The following is a 15,549-nucleotide window of genomic DNA, read 5'->3' on the forward strand; positions in this document are numbered from 1 at the left end:
GGTGTCTTCGCCCGCATCGCTCAACGCTTACTCGCACTGGCCGCCGTGATCTGGCACAACTGGAAAATCAACACCCCCACCAAACGATCACTGATCGCCTACGACCACTGACCGGGATAGGAATCACTCATCTAGCCGGCGTCGACCCGCTGCACTCGGCTTCGCCGAGCTTGCGATCGCCGCGCCTAGTCGGCGCCGCCCGGGAACGCCGTGGTGATCGGCCAGGCGCCCACCACCCGATTCCACCGCGCAGCCGTGACGGCGCTCTGGATCAGCGCGGTCACACCGAATTCGCGGTCCTGCGGGGCTTCGGCCTGCTCGACCACCGCACGCCAGGCCACCTCGGTGTCCGTCTCCATCCGCGCCGCGAGCCGGGCCGCGTCGACCTCGTTGTCCACCCGCATGGGCAGCTGATAGCCGGCGGCGGCAACGGGCGCGGTGACTTTGCGTGCGTCCAGCATCGCGATGACCTGGTCCCGACGTTCGCGGTGCTGGGTCATGGCGGCAGACACCAGGTCGTTCACGTCCGGGGCGCAACGGGCAGACACGATGCCGTAGCCGTAGATGACGGCGTGTTCGGTGGACAGCGCCGCGCACAGGGCGTCGTCGTAAGCGGTCACGGCGCGGTGTCTTTCAACACCAGCCCGACGGTGTACGCGGCGGTGCACGCGGCCGCGATCGAGCCCATCAGGCCGGCCCGGTATCCCGACTCGCTCATGGCCAGCTGACTTGCGCTGGCGGCCGACGCGCGCAGCGAGCCGACGACGTCGGACAGTGCCGGCGGCGGTCCGGGCGGGGCGCTGGTCGTGGTTGTCGTCGTCGAGCTGGACGTGCTGGAAGTGATCCCGGCGACCCGGTCGATCTCGGCCGACAGCGCGGTCGCGTGCTGCTCACGCTCGGAGGCGACCTGCTTCAGCGCGGCAGCCACCCGCGGCGACTCGGCGGTGGCAGCCGCCGTGGCCAGTTCGCTGTCGTGGCGGGCCAGCGCCAATTGCGCTTTCAGTGGGTCGACGGCGGGGGGCCGCTCCTGCCGCGAGCCGCACGCCGTCGCGGTGATCCCCAACGCGGCCAATGCGGCACCGCCGGCTAGCACGCGTCGCCTGGTCACGACCGGCACTGTCGGTGGCACAGCAACATCCTGCCATTGCGCGCCGGAGGCAAGCATGACGCGGTGAGCGGACGCTCGCGGTCCCCGGCTGACGGCGGATTCCTGGCGTATCGTTGGTTGCTGTTCCCAGGAACTTCGATGACCGGACAACTCAAGATGAGGAGCTCGCCGTGGCCACCGGGCTACCTTCGCAAACGCAGGTGATCGAGCTACTCGATGGCGAGTTCGCGCGCGCAGGCTACGAGATCGAAGACGTCGTCATCGACACCCGGACCCGTCCGCCGCGGATCACGGTGATCGCCGACGGCGACACCGCACTGGACCTGGACACCATCGCCGCGTTGTCGCGATCGGCATCGAGAGTGCTCGACGGCGTCAAAAGCATTCACGGCCACTACGTGCTCGAGGTCAGCTCGCCCGGTGTGGAGCGCCCGCTGACCAGCGAAAAGCATTTCCGCCGCGCCCGCGGCCGCAAGGTCGAAATGGCCTTGACCGACGGGTCCCAACTGACCGGCAGACTCGGCGAGGCCCGCGACAACACGGTGACGCTGGTCGTCCGCGACGGCCGCGACTTTGCGCTGCGTTCCATCCCGCTCGACGAGATCGACAAAGCCGTTGTGCAAGTTGAGTTTTCGTTGCCGGCCCAACGGGAGCTGGAGCTGGCCACGCAATCGGGTCGAGGTGCGGAAACGGAGGAGCGGCGCTGATGAACATCGACATGGCCGCGCTGCACGCGATCGAAGCGGACAAAGGCATTTCGGTGGATGTGGTGGTGGAAACCATCAAATCGGCATTGCTCACCGCTTACCGGCACACCGAAGGGCACCAACCGGACGCCCGTATCGACATCGACCGCAAGACCGGCGTCGTGCGGGTGATTGCCCGGGAGGTCGACGAACACGGCAACGTGCTCTCCGAATGGGACGACACCCCAGAAGGTTTCGGCCGGATTGCCGCCACCACCGCGCGGCAGGTGATCCTGCAGCGCCTTCGCGACGCCGAAAACGAGCGCAATTACGGCGAGTTCTCCACTCGCGAGGGCGAAATCGTCGCGGGGGTGATCCAACGCGACAGCCGCGCCAATGCACGCGGTCTCGTGGTCGTGCGGATGGGAAGTGAGACCAAGGGGTCCGAAGGGGTGATCCCGGCCGCCGAGCAGGTTCCCGGGGAAACCTACGAACACGGCGACCGGCTGCGCTGCTATGTGGTCGGCGTGACCCGCGGCGCCCGCGAGCCACTGATCACGCTGTCGCGCACCCACCCCAACTTGGTGCGCAAGCTGTTCTCGCTGGAGGTGCCGGAGATCGCCGACGGGTCGGTGGAGATCGTCGCCGTCGCGCGCGAAGCCGGGCACCGCTCCAAGATCGCGGTCAGGTCGAACGTTCCCGGATTGAACGCCAAGGGCGCCTGCATCGGCCCGATGGGTCAGCGAGTGCGAAACGTGATGAGCGAGCTGTCCGGGGAGAAGATCGACATCATCGACTACGACGAGGACCCGGCCCGCTTCGTCGCCAACGCGCTCTCGCCGGCCAAGGTGGTTTCGGTCACCGTCATCGACCAGTCGGCACGGGCCGCGCGGGTGGTCGTGCCCGACTTCCAGTTGTCGCTGGCCATCGGCAAGGAAGGCCAGAACGCACGTCTGGCGGCCCGGCTGACGGGTTGGCGCATCGACATCCGTGGCGATTCGCCTGAACACCCCGCCGGCCAACCGGACCACGGCGCCAGCCACGGCATGGCCCACGAGCGGTAGCAACGGGTCGCCACCGAACGGGCCAGCCGGTGCTGAGCGCCGGCCCGGTGCAGGTAAACTGAGCCGTGATCCAGCGCGAGACTTCGGCCTCGGCGCATCGACGCACCGAAGGACCGGTGCGGACATGCGTCGGCTGCCGGAAGCGAGAGTTGGCCGTCGAACTGCTTCGAGTGGTGGCGGTGTCGAGCGGGAACGGCAAATACGCCGTAATCGTCGACACAGCAGGTAACCTGCCGGGGCGGGGTGCGTGGCTGCATCCCTCACCGCAGTGCACGCGCGAGGCGATCCGGCGGCGAGCTTTCACCCGAGCGCTGCGCATCACCGGTTCACCGGACACATCCGCGGTGGTCGAGCATGTCGATTCGCTCGGCGCACCCGGCAACAGGACAGGTAGCAAAGAACATGAGCACACCGTGAAGTCCCGATGACCATGCGTCATAGCTAAACCCGAGGCGCGGCCCACCACCGCTGTCGCCTCATGGACAGGAGAAGTAGTGGCAGGCAAGGCCCGCGTACACGAGTTGGCCAAGGAACTCGGTGTTACCAGCAAGGAAGTTCTCGCCCGGCTGAGCGAACAGGGCGAATTCGTCAAATCGGCATCCTCGACGGTCGAGGCGCCCGTGGCGCGCCGGCTGCGCGAGTCGTTCGGCGGTGGCAAGCCCGCCGCGGAGAAGACCGCCGGCAACGGCGCACCCGCGAAGGCGGCCAAGGCCGGCGCCGCCCCGGCGCCGGAGAAACCGGAGAAAAAGGCACCGGCACCGGCCGCTGAGTCGCCCGCGCCGCCGGCCCCGCCCGTCGCGCAGCCTCAAGCCGCGCCGCCCCCCGCGCGCCCGGGCCCCACGCCCGGCCCGCGGCCCAGCGCGGCGCCCAAGCCGGCCGCCCGCACTCCGCGCGTCGGCAACAACCCGTTCTCGTCGGCGCAGCCCGTCGAGCGGCCCATTCCTCGTCCTCCCGCGCCGCGTCCCGGCGCCCCCAGGCCCGGCGCCCCGCGTCCCGGCATGTCGCCGGGCAGCATGCCGCCGCGGCCGGGCGGAGCCGCAGGTCAGGGCCGTCCGCCGCGCCCCGGCGCCCCGCGGCCCGGGCCCGGCGGCCGTCCTGGCGCGCCGGCTGGCGGGCGTCCCGGCGGCGGTGGCGGCGGCTACCGAGGCGGCGGAGGCGGAGTCGGTGCCCCGCCCGCGGGCGGTTTCCGCGGCCGCCCGGGTGGCGGCGGTGGTCGTCCCGGCCAGCGCGGCGGCGCGGCCGGCGCGTTCGGCCGTCCCGGCGGCGCCCCGAAACGCGGCCGCAAGTCCAAGCGGCAGAAGCGCCAGGAATACGACTCGATGCAGGCCCCGGTCGTCGGCGGCGTGCGGCTGCCGCACGGCAACGGCGAGACCATCCGGCTGGCCCGCGGCGCGTCGCTGTCCGACTTCGCCGAGAAGATCGACGCCAACCCCGCCGCGCTGGTGCAGGCGCTGTTCAACCTCGGCGAGATGGTGACCGCCACCCAGTCGGTCGGCGACGAGACCCTCGAGCTGCTCGGCAGCGAGATGAACTACAACGTGCAGGTCGTGTCGCCCGAGGACGAGGACCGCGAGCTGCTGGAGTCGTTTGACCTCTCCTACGGAGAAGACACAGGAGACGAAGGCGATTTACAGACCCGCCCGCCGGTGGTGACCGTGATGGGTCACGTCGACCACGGGAAGACCCGGCTGCTGGACACCATCCGCCAGGCCAACGTCCGCGAGGCCGAGGCCGGCGGCATCACCCAGCACATCGGCGCCTACCAGGTGCCGGTGGACCTCGACGGCGACCAACGGCTGATCACCTTCATCGACACCCCGGGGCACGAGGCGTTCACCGCGATGCGTGCCCGCGGTGCCAAGGCCACCGACATCGCGATCCTGGTGGTGGCCGCCGACGACGGTGTCATGCCGCAGACGGTGGAGGCCATCAACCACGCTCAGGCCGCCGACGTGCCGATCGTGGTGGCGGTCAACAAGATCGACAAGGAGGGCGCCGACCCGCAGAAGATCCGCGGGCAGCTCACCGAATACGGTTTGGTGCCAGAGGAATTCGGCGGCGACACGATGTTCGTCGACATCTCCGCCAAGCAGGGCACCAACATCGAGGCGCTGCTGGAGGCGGTGCTGCTGACCGCCGACGCCGCACTGGACCTGCGGGCCAACCCCGACATGGAAGCCCAGGGTGTGGCGATCGAGGCGCACCTGGACCGCGGTCGCGGCCCGGTGGCCACCGTGCTGGTGCAGCGCGGCACGCTGCACGTCGGCGACTCGGTGGTCGCGGGCGACGCCTACGGCCGGGTGCGGCGGATGGTCGACGAGTACGGCGAGGACGTCGAGGCGGCGCTGCCGTCGCGGCCGGTGCAGGTCATCGGCTTCACCTCGGTGCCCGGCGCCGGCGACAACTTCCTCGTCGTCGACGAGGACCGCATCGCCCGCCAGATCGCCGACCGGCGCAGCGCGCGCAAGCGCAACGCACTGGCGGCGCGGTCGCGCAAGCGGATCAGCCTGGAGGACCTGGACTCGGCGCTGAAGGAAACCAGCCAGCTCAACCTGATCCTCAAGGGCGACAACGCCGGTACCGTCGAGGCGCTGGAGGAAGCCCTGATGGGAATCCAGGTCGACGACGAGGTGGCGCTGCGCGTGATCGACCGCGGCGTCGGTGGCATCACCGAGACCAACGTCAACCTGGCCTCGGCGTCCGACGCGGTGATCATCGGGTTCAACGTGCGCGCCGAGGGCAAGGCCACCGAGCTGGCCAACCGCGAGGGCGTCGACATTCGCTACTACTCGGTGATCTACCAGGCGATCGACGAGATCGAGAAGGCCCTGCGCGGCATGCTCAAGCCGGTCTACGAGGAAAACCAGTTGGGCCGCGCCGAGATCCGCGCGCTGTTCCGCAGCAGCAAGGTCGGTGTCATCGCCGGATGTCTGGTCACCTCGGGTGTGATGCGCCGCAACGCCAAAGCGCGGCTGCTGCGCGACAACATCGTGGTCGCCGAGAACCTCACCGTGCAGTCTTTGCGACGGGAGAAGGACGACGTCACCGAGGTCCGCGACGGCTACGAGTGCGGTTTGACGCTGGGCTACAACGACATCAAGGAAGGCGACGTCATCGAGACCTATGAACTGGTCGAAAAGGAGCGTCACTAGGCATGGCTGATCCGGCCCGCGCACGCCGGCTCGCCAAGCGGATCTCGACGATCGTCGCGTCGGCGATCGAGTACGAGATCAAGGACCCGCGACTGGCCGGTGTCACGATCACCGACGCCAAGGTGACCGCCGACCTGCACGACGCGACCCTGTATTACACGGTGATCGGTCGCACCCTCGACGACGAGCCGGATTACGCCGGAGCGGCCGCGGCGCTGGAAAGTGCCAAGGGCGTATTGCGGAGCAAGGTCGGCGCGGGCACCGGGGTGCGGTTCACCCCCACGCTGACGTTCAGCAGGGACACGGTGCCCGACGCCGCGCACCGGATGGAGGAGCTGCTGGCGCGTGCCCGCGCCGCCGACGCCGACCTGGCCCGGGTCCGCGCGGGTGCCAAACCGGCCGGCGAAGCCGACCCCTACCGCGTGAGCCCGGCGGACGCCGGCGCAGAGGGAGACGCCGGTGACGACGATCGATCCGACGACTGAGCCGGCCGTGCAACGCGTCGACGCCGTCGGCGCCGCCGAGCTGCTGTCCGCGGCCGGGACCGTGGGCGTGGTCTGCCACGTGTATCCCGACGCCGACACGATCGGCGCCGGGCTGGCGCTGGGCTTGGTGCTCGACCAGTGTGGCAAGGACGTGCAAGTCAGCTTCGCCGCGCCTGCGACGCTTCCGGAGTCGCTGCAGTCACTGCCCGGCGGCCGGCTGCTGGTCGATCCGGATACTTTCCGTCGCGACGTCGACCTCGTTGTGACCGTGGATATTCCGAGTGTGAACCGGCTCGGCGGGCTGCAGGGTCTGGCGGCCGAAGGGCAGGAGTTGTTGGTCATCGACCACCACGCCTCCAACCAATTGTTCGGCACCGCCAACTTCGTCGACCCGTCGGCGGATTCCACCACGATGCTCGTCGCCGAATTGCTCGACGCGTGGGGGAAGCCGATCGATATCGAAGTCGCGCACTGCCTCTACGCCGGGCTGACCACCGATACCGGCTCGTTCCGGTGGGCCAGCGCACGCGCGCATCGGTTGGCGGCGCGGCTGGTCGAGCTCGGTGTGGACAACGCCGCGGTCAGCCGGGCCCTGCTGGACACCCATCCGTTTGCGTGGCTGATGATGCTGTCCCGGGTGCTGGGCTCGGCGCAGCTGGTGCCCGACGCGGTGGGCGGCCGCGGCCTGGTGTACGCGGTCGTGGACAACGGGGAGTGGATCGACTCGCGGCCGGAGGAAGTCGAAAGCATCGTCGACATTGTGCGCACCACCGCGCAGGCCGAGGTGGCCGCGGTGTTCAAAGAGGTTGCGCCGCAACAGTGGACGGTATCGATGCGGGCGAAGTCGGTGGTGGATCTGGCCGCGGTCGCCTCGACGTTCGGCGGCGGGGGTCATCGGCTGGCCGCCGGCTATTCGATCGCCGGTTCGGTCGACGACGTGGTGGCCAGACTGCGCGCCGCCCTCGGGTGACCGAGACGGGTCGACCCGCTGCCGGCGGCCGCCAGATCGCCGGTTTGGCGTTACCCGCGCTGGGCGTGCTCGCGGCCGAACCTCTCTATCTGCTGTTCGACACCGCGGTGGTCGGCCGGCTGGGCGCGCTGAGCCTGGCGGGGTTGGCCGTCGGCGCGCTGATCCTCGGGCTGGTTGGCTCCGATTCGACGTTCCTGTCATATGGCACGACGGCCCGCTCGGCCCGCTATTTCGGTGCGGGGGACCGGGTTTCGGCGGTTGGTGAAGGCGTGCAGGCGACCTGGCTGGCGCTGGGTCTGGGTGCGCTGGTCGTCGTCGTGGTGCAGGCCGCGGCGGTGCCGTTGGCGTCGGTAATCGCGTCCGGCGGCGACATCTCCACGGCGGCGTTGTCGTGGCTGCGGATCGCAATCCTGGGCGCGCCTGCCATTTTGGTGTCAATGGCCGGCAACGGATGGCTGCGCGGGGTGCAGGACACCGTGCGGCCGCTGCGCTATGTGGTTGCCGGCTTCGGGTTGTCGGCACTGCTGTGTCCACTGTTGGTGTACGGCTGGCTCGGGCTCCCGCGCATGGAGCTGGCCGGTTCGGCGGTGGCCAACCTGGTGGGACAGTGGTTGGCCGCGTTGCTGTTCGGGCGGGCGCTGTTGGCCGAGCGGGTGCCACTGCGGCTCAATCGCGCTGTGCTGCGGGCCCAGATCGTGATGGGCCGTGACCTGATGCTGCGAACGCTTGCCTTTCAGGCCTGCTTCGTGTCGGCGGCCGCGGTGGCGGCCCGGTTCGGCGCCGCCGCGCTGGGCGCACACCAGGTGGTGCTGCAGTTATGGGAATTCCTTGCGCTGGTGCTGGATTCGCTGGCAATTGCGGCGCAAGCCCTGGTGGGTGCGTCGCTGGGCGCCGGCAGCATCGAACACGCCAAGTCGGTGGCGCGACGAGTCACGGTGTTCTCGGCGCTCGCCGCGACACTGCTTGCCGTAATGTTCGCCGCAGGCGCCGCAGTGCTGCCCGAGTTGTTCACCGACGACCGGTCGGTGTTGGCCGTGATCGGGGTGCCGTGGTGGTATTTGGTGGCCCAATTGCCTGTTGCCGGAATCGTTTTCGCCCTCGACGGGGTGTTGCTGGGCGCCGGCGATGCCGCGTTCATGCGCACCGCGACGGTGATCAGCGCGCTGGTCGGGTTCCTGCCCCTGACGTGGCTGTCGCTGGTGTTCGGGTGGGGCCTCGCAGGAATCTGGGCCGGCCTGACCAGCTTCGTCGTGCTACGGCTGTGCTTCGTCGGTGCCCGCACCCTTTCGGGCCGCTGGGCGGTGATCGGAACGTGAGGACGCATGGCTAGTCAACGGGAGCGAATGCTCAGCGGCGCCCTCTACCAGGCGAGCGACCCCGACCTCGTCGAGAGCAGGAGGGCATGTCAGCGCTTGCTCGATGCGTTCAACGCGACCTCGGCCGACGAGGACGAGCGCAGACAGCAGGTGCTGCACGAGCTGCTGGGATCGCTGGGCGACGGTTCGGTGATACTGCCGCGATTCCAATGCGATTACGGGACCTACATCAGCGTGGGCGCGAACAGTTTTGTCAACTACGACGCGATCCTGCTGGACTGCGCACCGATCAGCATCGGCGACGACGTGTCGATCGGTCCCCGTGTCCAGCTGCTCACGGCGCAGCACCCGGTCGACGACTACCAGACCCGCCGGGAGGCCTGGGAATCCGCGTCGCCCATCGCGATTGGCGACAATGTATGGCTCGGAGGCGGGGTCATCGTCTGTCCCGGGGTATCGATCGGTGACAACTCGGTTGTCGGCGCCGGCAGTGTCGTCACCAGGGATGTGCCGGCGGGCGTGCTGGCGGCCGGTAACCCGTGCCGGGTGATCAGGGAAATAACCGGCCGGCGCTAGTCGCGCGGGTGGTTCAGCGCCGCCCCGCTTGGATGGCGCGCTGGATCCGGGCGGAAAGTTCGCGATCCGTCAGCAGCTGGTCGATCAGCGCGGTCAGCACCTCCTGTCCGGTCACGCGGGCGAGACCGAGGCGATCGGCGGCGTCTCGCTGCCAGATATCGAGGGCTCGGTGCTGGGCCGGCGTGAGATCGACGGTGCGCCGGGTCCGCCGTCCGCGTGTCTGGCCGACCGCGATGCGTTCGGTCGCCGCCGCCGAGCCCGGGAACGTGGGTGGGGCGGCTCTGCCGGGTGTGCGGGACCGGTCGGCGTCGGCCTCGAAGCGATCGGCGGCAGCGCTCATTCGGATGCGAACCTTCCGTCGGCGGACTGGACATTAGCGGCACGAGCTGGCGAGTCAGCATATCAGTATGGCGTTCTGACGGAAGTCGGCGACCCATAGCGTGGGCGAATGAGTCGGCGATATTAGCGTTGCTGTCTGGGTGAATTTCGTCACTGCGGTAATCGGCGTCTAATTCACGTTTCATTGGATACGGAAATACGAAGCGCTCAGAGTCAGTAAGCACGTATAAGGCGTTCACCTGGGCATACGCGAGGAGGAGTTACTGAAATAGTATCTACTGAACTCCTGTAATGCCTCTCCATAATGCGGCGGTGTATCGCTAGTTGGGAAATTGCTGAAAACCCCGGCCGCGAAGTTGCTAGTAATCAATTAGCTGCGTTAAGTTAGTAATCGAACCAGCAAGGAAATGTTTCAAGGAGGTTGTTATGTCGAGTTGGGCGGGTTCGGCACGCCGGGTGGTAGTCGGTGCGATCGGCGCCGGTGCGCTCAGCGGCGCGATGCTCTTTGGCGCCCTCCCGTCGGCGCAGGCCACCCCGGCCGTGGCATCCACCACAGCCACGCCGGCGGCGGTGGGCACTCCGTCCGACCTCAACAACATCGCCGCCGCGGGTTGGCACGACACCCCCATGCCGCAGCACTGGTGGCGTCATCACCACCGGTGGTGGCATCACTGGTGGTGGTGGTGGTGACCCGCGCAGCATCGCCCAAGCGAACACCCGGCCCCAAGGGGTCGGGTGTTCGCCCGTGGGACGCAGCGGCTTCGAAGACCTTCGACACGGACCGAACCTTTAAGGATCATGCAATGACTTCCCCATCGCCCACCATCCGTCAAATCGCTTGCCTGCTCGCAGCACTCGGCACCAGTGTGGCCATCTCGGCATGTAGCGATTCCACCGAACAGTCGCCGGCCGCCCCGTCGTCGGCGTCGCACGCGCCGTCGGCAACCAATGCGCCGGCCGCGGCAGCACCCGCGGCCTACGACATCGGCCGCGTCGAAAACGTGAAGAACGACTTTCCGGCCGGGTTCGCGCCGCAGGCCGAACCGCCGAAGACGTTGGCGCAGCACGATATCGAGAGCTCCGGGATCACCGCGTTCACCAAAGCGCAGATCGACCCGCCGCAATGCCGCGCGATGGTCATCCCGCCGAACGTCGAACCCTCCGTCGGCGCCCAGGCAGCCGGTGTCCGCGGCGAGGGCGACCAGGGCAACATCTACGTCGTCGCGCTCCGGTTGCCTCAGCCGGTGCCGGCCGGGCAAGCCGCGGCGGGCTGCGATCGGGTCACGCTGTCCGGCGACCCGCAGGCGACCGGAACGGCCGAGCGCGTCCCCGCCCCGCACATCGACGGCCTCACCACCACCGGGGTCAAGCTGAGCGCCGACGCCTCGGACGACCCCGACTACATCTACACGGCGGCGCTCGACGACCAGACCTCCGTGGTGGTGATGGGCAGCACCGACACCCAACTCAACCCGCCGCAGCTGCTGTCGGACCTACTGCTCAAGGCCGCCTCGGCGGTCCGAGGCCAGTAGCGGCGCAGCCGGATTGGGGTAGCGGACTACTCGCGACGACGGCTCGTGGTGGGGACAGATTGGTCATAGCCACGAAGGAGATCTTCAGTGTCATCGCACCGCTTCATCCACCGCACCAAGCTCGAAGCGGCCGTCTACCAGTTGACGGATCGTCTGCATAACGGGCGCACTGCGCACGTATCAGGCGAGGACATCGTGACGACGTTGTCGACCTGGCTGGCCGAGTTGGGCGCTAGCACACCGATGGTCGACGAGCTGGCCACGGCGGTGCTTGCCGGCGACTGGCCGAAGGCGCATGCTCTTGCCGACTATTTGTCGGTGGAAGTGACGGTGATTGCACCCGCGCACCTACCGCACTTGCGCTCGGCCGCGCTGCAACACGGCTTCCCGGTTGGCGGCAATGTCGTCGCCGGTGGTTCGGTATTGCCTGGCCGCGCTCGCCTCTAGCCATAGCCCCGCGCTGGTCTGCGACTCGTCGATGCGGTGGTAGGACGCCAGCAGCGCGCGCACCGCGTTCTGGTTGTTGCCGACGATCGAGGCGGCCACTTTCCGGGCGGCGGGCAGCAGCTGCTCGTGCGGCACCACTTCGGTGACCAGCCCGGCTCGCAGTGCGTCCCGGGCGGAAAGGTAGTCGCCGGTCAGGCTCATCCGGCGGGCCAGGCCGCCCCCGACCTTCTGCGGCAGCCGCACGCTGAGCCCCCACGTCGGCAGCAGTCCCACCCGCGCATGCGTGTCGGCGAACCGGGCTTGCTCCGAGGCGATCAGGATGTCGCAGTAGAGCGCCAGCTCCAGCCCGCCGGTGACGGCTGCGCCGTTGATGGCGCCGATCACCGGCTTGGTCATCGCCGGCCAGCGCGGCGAGATGTCCGGCAGCGCCGATTGCCCGCCCAGCTCCTTGAGGTCCAGTCCCGCGCAGAACACCGGGTCGGCGCCGGTGAGGATTACGACGTCGACGTCGTCGTCCTCCTCGGCCTGCGCCAGCGCGGCGAAAAACCGGTCCCGCAGCGCGGCAGACAGCGCATTGCGGGACTCGGGGCGGTTCAGGGTCAGGGTGCGGATGCGCTCGTCGGTGTCGGTCAGCAGAATGTCGCTCATCGCATCACCGTAACCAGGCCCACCTATGGTTGATGCATGTGCCGGAACATCACCGAATTGCGCGGCCTCGAGCCGCCGGCGACGGCCGGGGAGATCGAGGCGGCGGCGCGCCAATACGTGCACAAGGTCAGCGGTGTCACGCGCCCTTCGGCGGCCAACGCCGAAGCCTTCGAGGCCGCCGTCGTCCAAGTCACCGAAGCGACGACGCAGTTGCTGGCCGCCTTGCCGGCGCGGCGTCAACCCCCGAAAACCATGCCGCCGCTGCGGCGGCTCGCGACAACGTGACGCAAACCGCGACCGTGCCCGCGCTCAAGGAGTGGAGCGCGGTCGTGCATGCGCTGCTTGACGGCCGCCAGACGGTGTTGCTGCGCAAAGGCGGGATTCACGAAAAGCGTTTCGATGTCGCCGCGCGAGAGTTCGTGTTGTTTCCGACGGTGGCGCACAGCCACGTCGAGCGGGTCCGGGCTGAGCATCGCGATCTGCTCGCCGCGGCAGCCGCCGACAGCACCGACGGCCGGCTGATTGTCCGCGCAGCAGCCAAAGTTGTTGCAGCACTTCCGGTTAACCGTCCCGAACACCTCGAGGCGATCGAGGACTTGCATATCTGGACCACCGAATCGGTCCGCAAGGACCGGCTGGATTTCCGGCCCAGGCATCGGCTGGCCGTGCTGGTCGTGCAGGCCATCCCGTTGGCCGAACCGGTAACGCTGGCACGGACCCCGGACTACGCCGGGTGCACCAGTTGGGTGCAGGTTCCCCTCACGCCGACGCTGGCGGCACCCGTGCACGACGAGGCCGCGCTAGCGCGGATCGCCGCCCGGGTCCGCGACGCCGTCGGCTGACGTCCGATCGAGATCTCCGTCGCTCATCCGACCGGCAGCAGCAGCCGCGACGTGCCGAAGTGCACGGTGTGGGTGGTCGGGGTCATTCGGCTGGCGCTCACCACCGGCTCGCCCGTGCCGAGGTTGCGCGCATAGCGGGGATGCCAGCCGCCGGCGACCAGCACGCGGATGCGGGAGCCGGCGCGGAATCGGTGTGCGACGGCGTCGAGTTCGAGCCGCACGCGGTCCACGGGCTCGGCCAGCCGCCGGTAGCCGTCGCTGACGTTACGGGAGCGGCCCCGCGCGTCGACCTCGCTGACCCGGACGAACACGTCGACGTGTGGATTGTCCGAGGTGTGTGCCAACTCGACGACCGGGTTGCCGTGCACGCAGAGGTCCTCGGCGAGCGCGTCGCCGGTGAACACGAGCACGTCGTCGCGGCGGGCGAGCCGGCTGTCGTTGCGGTATCCGCTGTTCGGCGACAGCAGCGCGCCGCCGATCGTCGGCGTCGGGTCGGCGGGGTCGAAGCGGAACGACGCCGGCGGGGCAGGGGCGGGCGGCGTGCCGGCCAGCCCGCCGCCGGGTTGCAGATACAGCGACTGGGTGGACGTCGCCGGCGGCCAATCCGCCGCCTCGCGCCAGCCTTCGCCCGTGACGAAGACACGCACCGGGCTGGGCCGCGACCTGCCCGCCACGCCGCCCACATGGGTGTCCAGCCAGGCCAGGGATTCGCGGCTGATCGTGCCCAGGCCCGCGGTGAGCAGCTGGGTATGTGTCCACGGTCCGACGGTCAGCGCCACGTCGACGGAACGGTCACGCAGACGCCGGTACTGCTCGAGCGTCTGCCGCAGGAACAGGTCCTGCCAGCCGCCGAACAGCAGCACCGGGACCTGCACCTTGTCCAGCGCGGCGGTGAGCCGCATCGGCTCCCAGAACGGGTCGTCGCGGTCCTGGTGTTCCAGCCAGGACTCGTACCACGGCGCGCCCTCACCCAGCAGCGCCCGGCCGGCCGTACCCAGCGGCAACCCGCCGGCCGCGCGGGCCACCCGGCGGCGGGCGAGCAGCTGGCGGATGCCGGCCCGGATCCGGGGCTCTTCCTGGTGGGCGATCAGGTCGCTCCAGCCCAGGAAGTCGTTGAGCCCGAACGAGCCGGTTCCCCACGACGACGCGCAGAAGTCGTGCGGCCCTGCGGTGATCACGGCCGCCGCCAGTTCCGGCGGAGGGTCGGCCAGGATCGCCCACTGGGTGAACCCCAGATACGACAGTCCGACGGTGCCGAACCGGCCGGTGAACCAGGGCTGCTGGCGCAGCCAGGCCACGGTGTCGGCGCCGTCGTCGGCCTCGCGGATCATCGGCTCGAACACGCCCGCCGAGCCGAACGTCCCCCGAACGCTTTGCAGCACAACGTGATAGCCGCGGGCGGCGTACAGCGCGCCGAATATCAGCGAGAACGGAAACCCGCGGCCGTAGGGCCCGCGGACCAACAGCGTGCCGACGGGCTCGGCGCCCGTCGGCGCGTAGTGGTCCGCGGCCAATTCGACGCCGTCGCGCATCGGGATCCCTACCCGGCTCACCGTGTAGCGCGTGGTTTCCGCCGGCAGGCGCAGCAGCGGGCGCAGGATGCGGCCGCCGGCGCGCCGGGTGAGCGTGCGCAACGTCGACTCGGGGGACCGGGTGGATGCCGTCGTCACCGCATCAGAACACGTAGTAGGGGGAAAGCTCGTTGGCCCGCTGCAGATTGGTGGCCGGGCAGTCGACGTCGGGGTTGGAGTAGACCGTCGAGTAGAACAGCGCCTGCTGGATCAGCCCGTAGCTGGTCTTGAACGCCACCATGCAGGACACGTACCAGTAGCTGTTGTGGTAGGTCGGCTTGAGCACCCAGTACTGCGCGACGCGGTGACCGTTGACCGTGGTCTCAAGGGCGTCGGCGGGCAACGTCTGCTCGTAGCTGCGCCAGATGATCGGCTCGACGGCCAGCTGGTAGTTGCCCGCGTCGTAGTGGCAGCGCAGCCCCTCCTCGTGCTCGGGCGGGGTGTACGACAGGCCGAGCCGGCTGATGACGTCGAACGGGATGTCCTCGCAGGGGTCAAACGGCCGGGGATCGGTGGTGGCCACGATCGGGCTTTTCATCGTGGTGGCCGGGTCCAGCGGTGCGCCGGTGGCGCGCAACTGAACGGCCGTGCCGCCGCTGCCGGCCGGCGGGGCACTCTGCCAGACCACGACAACCGCCATCAGCAGCGCCGCCAGTGCCGTGATCAGACGCAATTTGACGAGCCACTTTCCGGCCATGGCGGGGAGTCTAACGAGAACCTGTTCCAGTTCGCACCCGGTTGGCGCTGGCTCCACGCGTGGCGACCCGCTGCGCCCGGCTCCGCCGCGCTGGCGATCGCCACTACGCTGAGGAG

19 protein-coding genes and 1 pseudogene are annotated in these 15,549 nt (G+C 69.1%); 14 read left to right on the forward strand and 6 right to left on the reverse strand.

Annotated features, from left to right (window positions below; all coding sequences use genetic code 11):
• Nucleotides 1–111: pseudogene (locus AWC14_RS28485) on the forward strand (IS982 family transposase); the annotation flags it as partial.
• A 74-nt stretch (nucleotides 112–185) separates the two neighbouring features.
• On the opposite strand, the gene AWC14_RS27485 reads toward AWC14_RS28485, so the two are convergent.
• Together AWC14_RS27485 and AWC14_RS27490 are read right to left on the reverse strand one after the other, a co-directional pair.
• Complete coding sequence (locus AWC14_RS27485) at nucleotides 186–620, reverse strand: ferritin-like domain-containing protein (RefSeq protein ID WP_045375751.1); 435 nt, start codon at nucleotides 618–620, stop codon at nucleotides 186–188.
• Nucleotides 617–1,165, reverse strand: coding sequence for a hypothetical protein (locus AWC14_RS27490; protein WP_081968033.1), 549 nt, complete (start codon nucleotides 1,163–1,165; stop codon nucleotides 617–619). The genes AWC14_RS27485 and AWC14_RS27490 overlap by 4 nt, the downstream gene beginning before the upstream one ends.
• A gap of 113 nt (nucleotides 1,166–1,278) precedes the next feature.
• Between AWC14_RS27490 and rimP the strand changes: the two genes are divergently transcribed.
• The 8 genes from rimP to AWC14_RS27530 all read left to right on the forward strand — a co-directional run bounded on the left by rimP (nucleotide 1,279) and on the right by AWC14_RS27530 (nucleotide 9,357).
• Complete coding sequence (rimP, locus tag AWC14_RS27495) at nucleotides 1,279–1,815, forward strand: ribosome maturation factor RimP (protein ID WP_045375749.1); 537 nt, start codon at nucleotides 1,279–1,281, stop codon at nucleotides 1,813–1,815.
• Nucleotides 1,815–2,858 (forward strand): transcription termination factor NusA, encoded by a 1,044-nt coding sequence (gene nusA, locus AWC14_RS27500; RefSeq protein WP_045375747.1) that lies wholly within the window; start codon nucleotides 1,815–1,817, stop codon nucleotides 2,856–2,858. Before rimP ends, nusA begins: the two co-directional genes overlap by 1 nt.
• Nucleotides 2,859–2,923: 65 nt before the next feature.
• Complete coding sequence (locus AWC14_RS27505) at nucleotides 2,924–3,286, forward strand: YlxR family protein (protein ID WP_193393859.1); 363 nt, start codon at nucleotides 2,924–2,926, stop codon at nucleotides 3,284–3,286.
• Between the two features lie 66 nt (nucleotides 3,287–3,352).
• Entirely contained in the window at nucleotides 3,353–6,010 is a 2,658-nt protein-coding gene (gene infB / locus AWC14_RS27510; protein ID WP_057003446.1) for a translation initiation factor IF-2, read from the forward strand.
• A gap of 2 nt (nucleotides 6,011–6,012) precedes the next feature.
• Entirely contained in the window at nucleotides 6,013–6,495 is a 483-nt protein-coding gene (rbfA, locus tag AWC14_RS27515) for a 30S ribosome-binding factor RbfA (RefSeq protein WP_057003445.1), read from the forward strand.
• The gene (locus AWC14_RS27520; protein WP_045385469.1) at nucleotides 6,470–7,465 is read left to right on the forward strand and encodes a DHH family phosphoesterase; all 996 of its coding nucleotides are present in this window, start codon (nucleotides 6,470–6,472) and stop codon (nucleotides 7,463–7,465) included. The genes rbfA and AWC14_RS27520 overlap by 26 nt, the downstream gene beginning before the upstream one ends.
• Nucleotides 7,462–8,781 carry an MATE family efflux transporter gene (locus AWC14_RS27525; RefSeq protein WP_057003444.1) on the forward strand — a complete coding sequence of 440 codons (1,320 nt, stop codon included), beginning with the start codon at nucleotides 7,462–7,464 and terminating at the stop codon, nucleotides 8,779–8,781. The genes AWC14_RS27520 and AWC14_RS27525 overlap by 4 nt, the downstream gene beginning before the upstream one ends.
• 6 nt (nucleotides 8,782–8,787) lie before the next feature.
• Nucleotides 8,788–9,357 carry a sugar O-acetyltransferase gene (locus tag AWC14_RS27530; RefSeq protein ID WP_045385466.1) on the forward strand — a complete coding sequence of 190 codons (570 nt, stop codon included), beginning with the start codon at nucleotides 8,788–8,790 and terminating at the stop codon, nucleotides 9,355–9,357.
• Nucleotides 9,358–9,370: 13 nt separating this feature from the next.
• On the opposite strand, the gene AWC14_RS27535 is transcribed toward AWC14_RS27530, so the two are convergent.
• Nucleotides 9,371–9,697: a hypothetical protein gene (locus tag AWC14_RS27535; RefSeq protein WP_045385463.1), complete on the reverse strand. Its 327-nt coding sequence runs from the start codon at nucleotides 9,695–9,697 to the stop codon at nucleotides 9,371–9,373.
• A 425-nt stretch (nucleotides 9,698–10,122) separates the two neighbouring features.
• Here AWC14_RS27535 and AWC14_RS29310 point away from each other — a divergent pair, with 425 nt between their 5' ends.
• From AWC14_RS29310 to AWC14_RS27550, 3 genes are all read left to right on the forward strand, one after another.
• Nucleotides 10,123–10,386: a hypothetical protein gene (locus tag AWC14_RS29310; RefSeq protein ID WP_057003443.1), complete on the forward strand. Its 264-nt coding sequence runs from the start codon at nucleotides 10,123–10,125 to the stop codon at nucleotides 10,384–10,386.
• 113 nt (nucleotides 10,387–10,499) lie between these two features.
• On the forward strand, nucleotides 10,500–11,228 hold the full coding sequence (locus AWC14_RS27545; RefSeq protein WP_158089933.1) for a DUF5642 family protein: 729 nt from the start codon (nucleotides 10,500–10,502) through the stop codon (nucleotides 11,226–11,228).
• Between the two features lie 87 nt (nucleotides 11,229–11,315).
• The gene (locus AWC14_RS27550; RefSeq protein WP_428839012.1) at nucleotides 11,316–11,675 is read left to right on the forward strand and encodes a hypothetical protein; all 360 of its coding nucleotides are present in this window, start codon (nucleotides 11,316–11,318) and stop codon (nucleotides 11,673–11,675) included.
• Here the strand turns inward: AWC14_RS27550 and AWC14_RS27555 are convergent.
• Nucleotides 11,577–12,323, reverse strand: coding sequence for an enoyl-CoA hydratase (locus AWC14_RS27555; RefSeq protein WP_045383128.1), 747 nt, complete (start codon nucleotides 12,321–12,323; stop codon nucleotides 11,577–11,579). The two genes, AWC14_RS27550 and AWC14_RS27555, sit on opposite strands and share 99 nt — an antisense overlap.
• A 36-nt stretch (nucleotides 12,324–12,359) precedes the next feature.
• Between AWC14_RS27555 and AWC14_RS27560 the strand changes: the two genes are divergently transcribed.
• On the forward strand, nucleotides 12,360–12,608 hold the full coding sequence (locus tag AWC14_RS27560) for a DUF2277 domain-containing protein (RefSeq protein ID WP_045383126.1): 249 nt from the start codon (nucleotides 12,360–12,362) through the stop codon (nucleotides 12,606–12,608).
• Nucleotides 12,605–13,165 (forward strand): DUF1802 family protein, encoded by a 561-nt coding sequence (locus AWC14_RS27565; protein WP_045383124.1) that lies wholly within the window; start codon nucleotides 12,605–12,607, stop codon nucleotides 13,163–13,165. Before AWC14_RS27560 ends, AWC14_RS27565 begins: the two co-directional genes overlap by 4 nt.
• 23 nt (nucleotides 13,166–13,188) lie before the next feature.
• Here AWC14_RS27565 and AWC14_RS27570 read toward each other — a convergent pair whose 3' ends face one another.
• Nucleotides 13,189–14,835: a CocE/NonD family hydrolase gene (locus tag AWC14_RS27570; protein ID WP_045383122.1), complete on the reverse strand. Its 1,647-nt coding sequence runs from the start codon at nucleotides 14,833–14,835 to the stop codon at nucleotides 13,189–13,191.
• 4 nt (nucleotides 14,836–14,839) lie between these two features.
• A complete protein-coding gene (locus AWC14_RS27575) occupies nucleotides 14,840–15,433 on the reverse strand; it encodes a DUF3558 domain-containing protein (protein WP_045383120.1) in 594 nt (197 codons plus the stop codon).
• Between the last annotated feature and the right edge of the window lie 116 nt (nucleotides 15,434–15,549).

The organism is Mycobacterium kyorinense (assembly GCF_002101735.1).
Taxonomy (GTDB): Bacteria; Actinomycetota; Actinomycetes; order Mycobacteriales; family Mycobacteriaceae; genus Mycobacterium; species Mycobacterium kyorinense.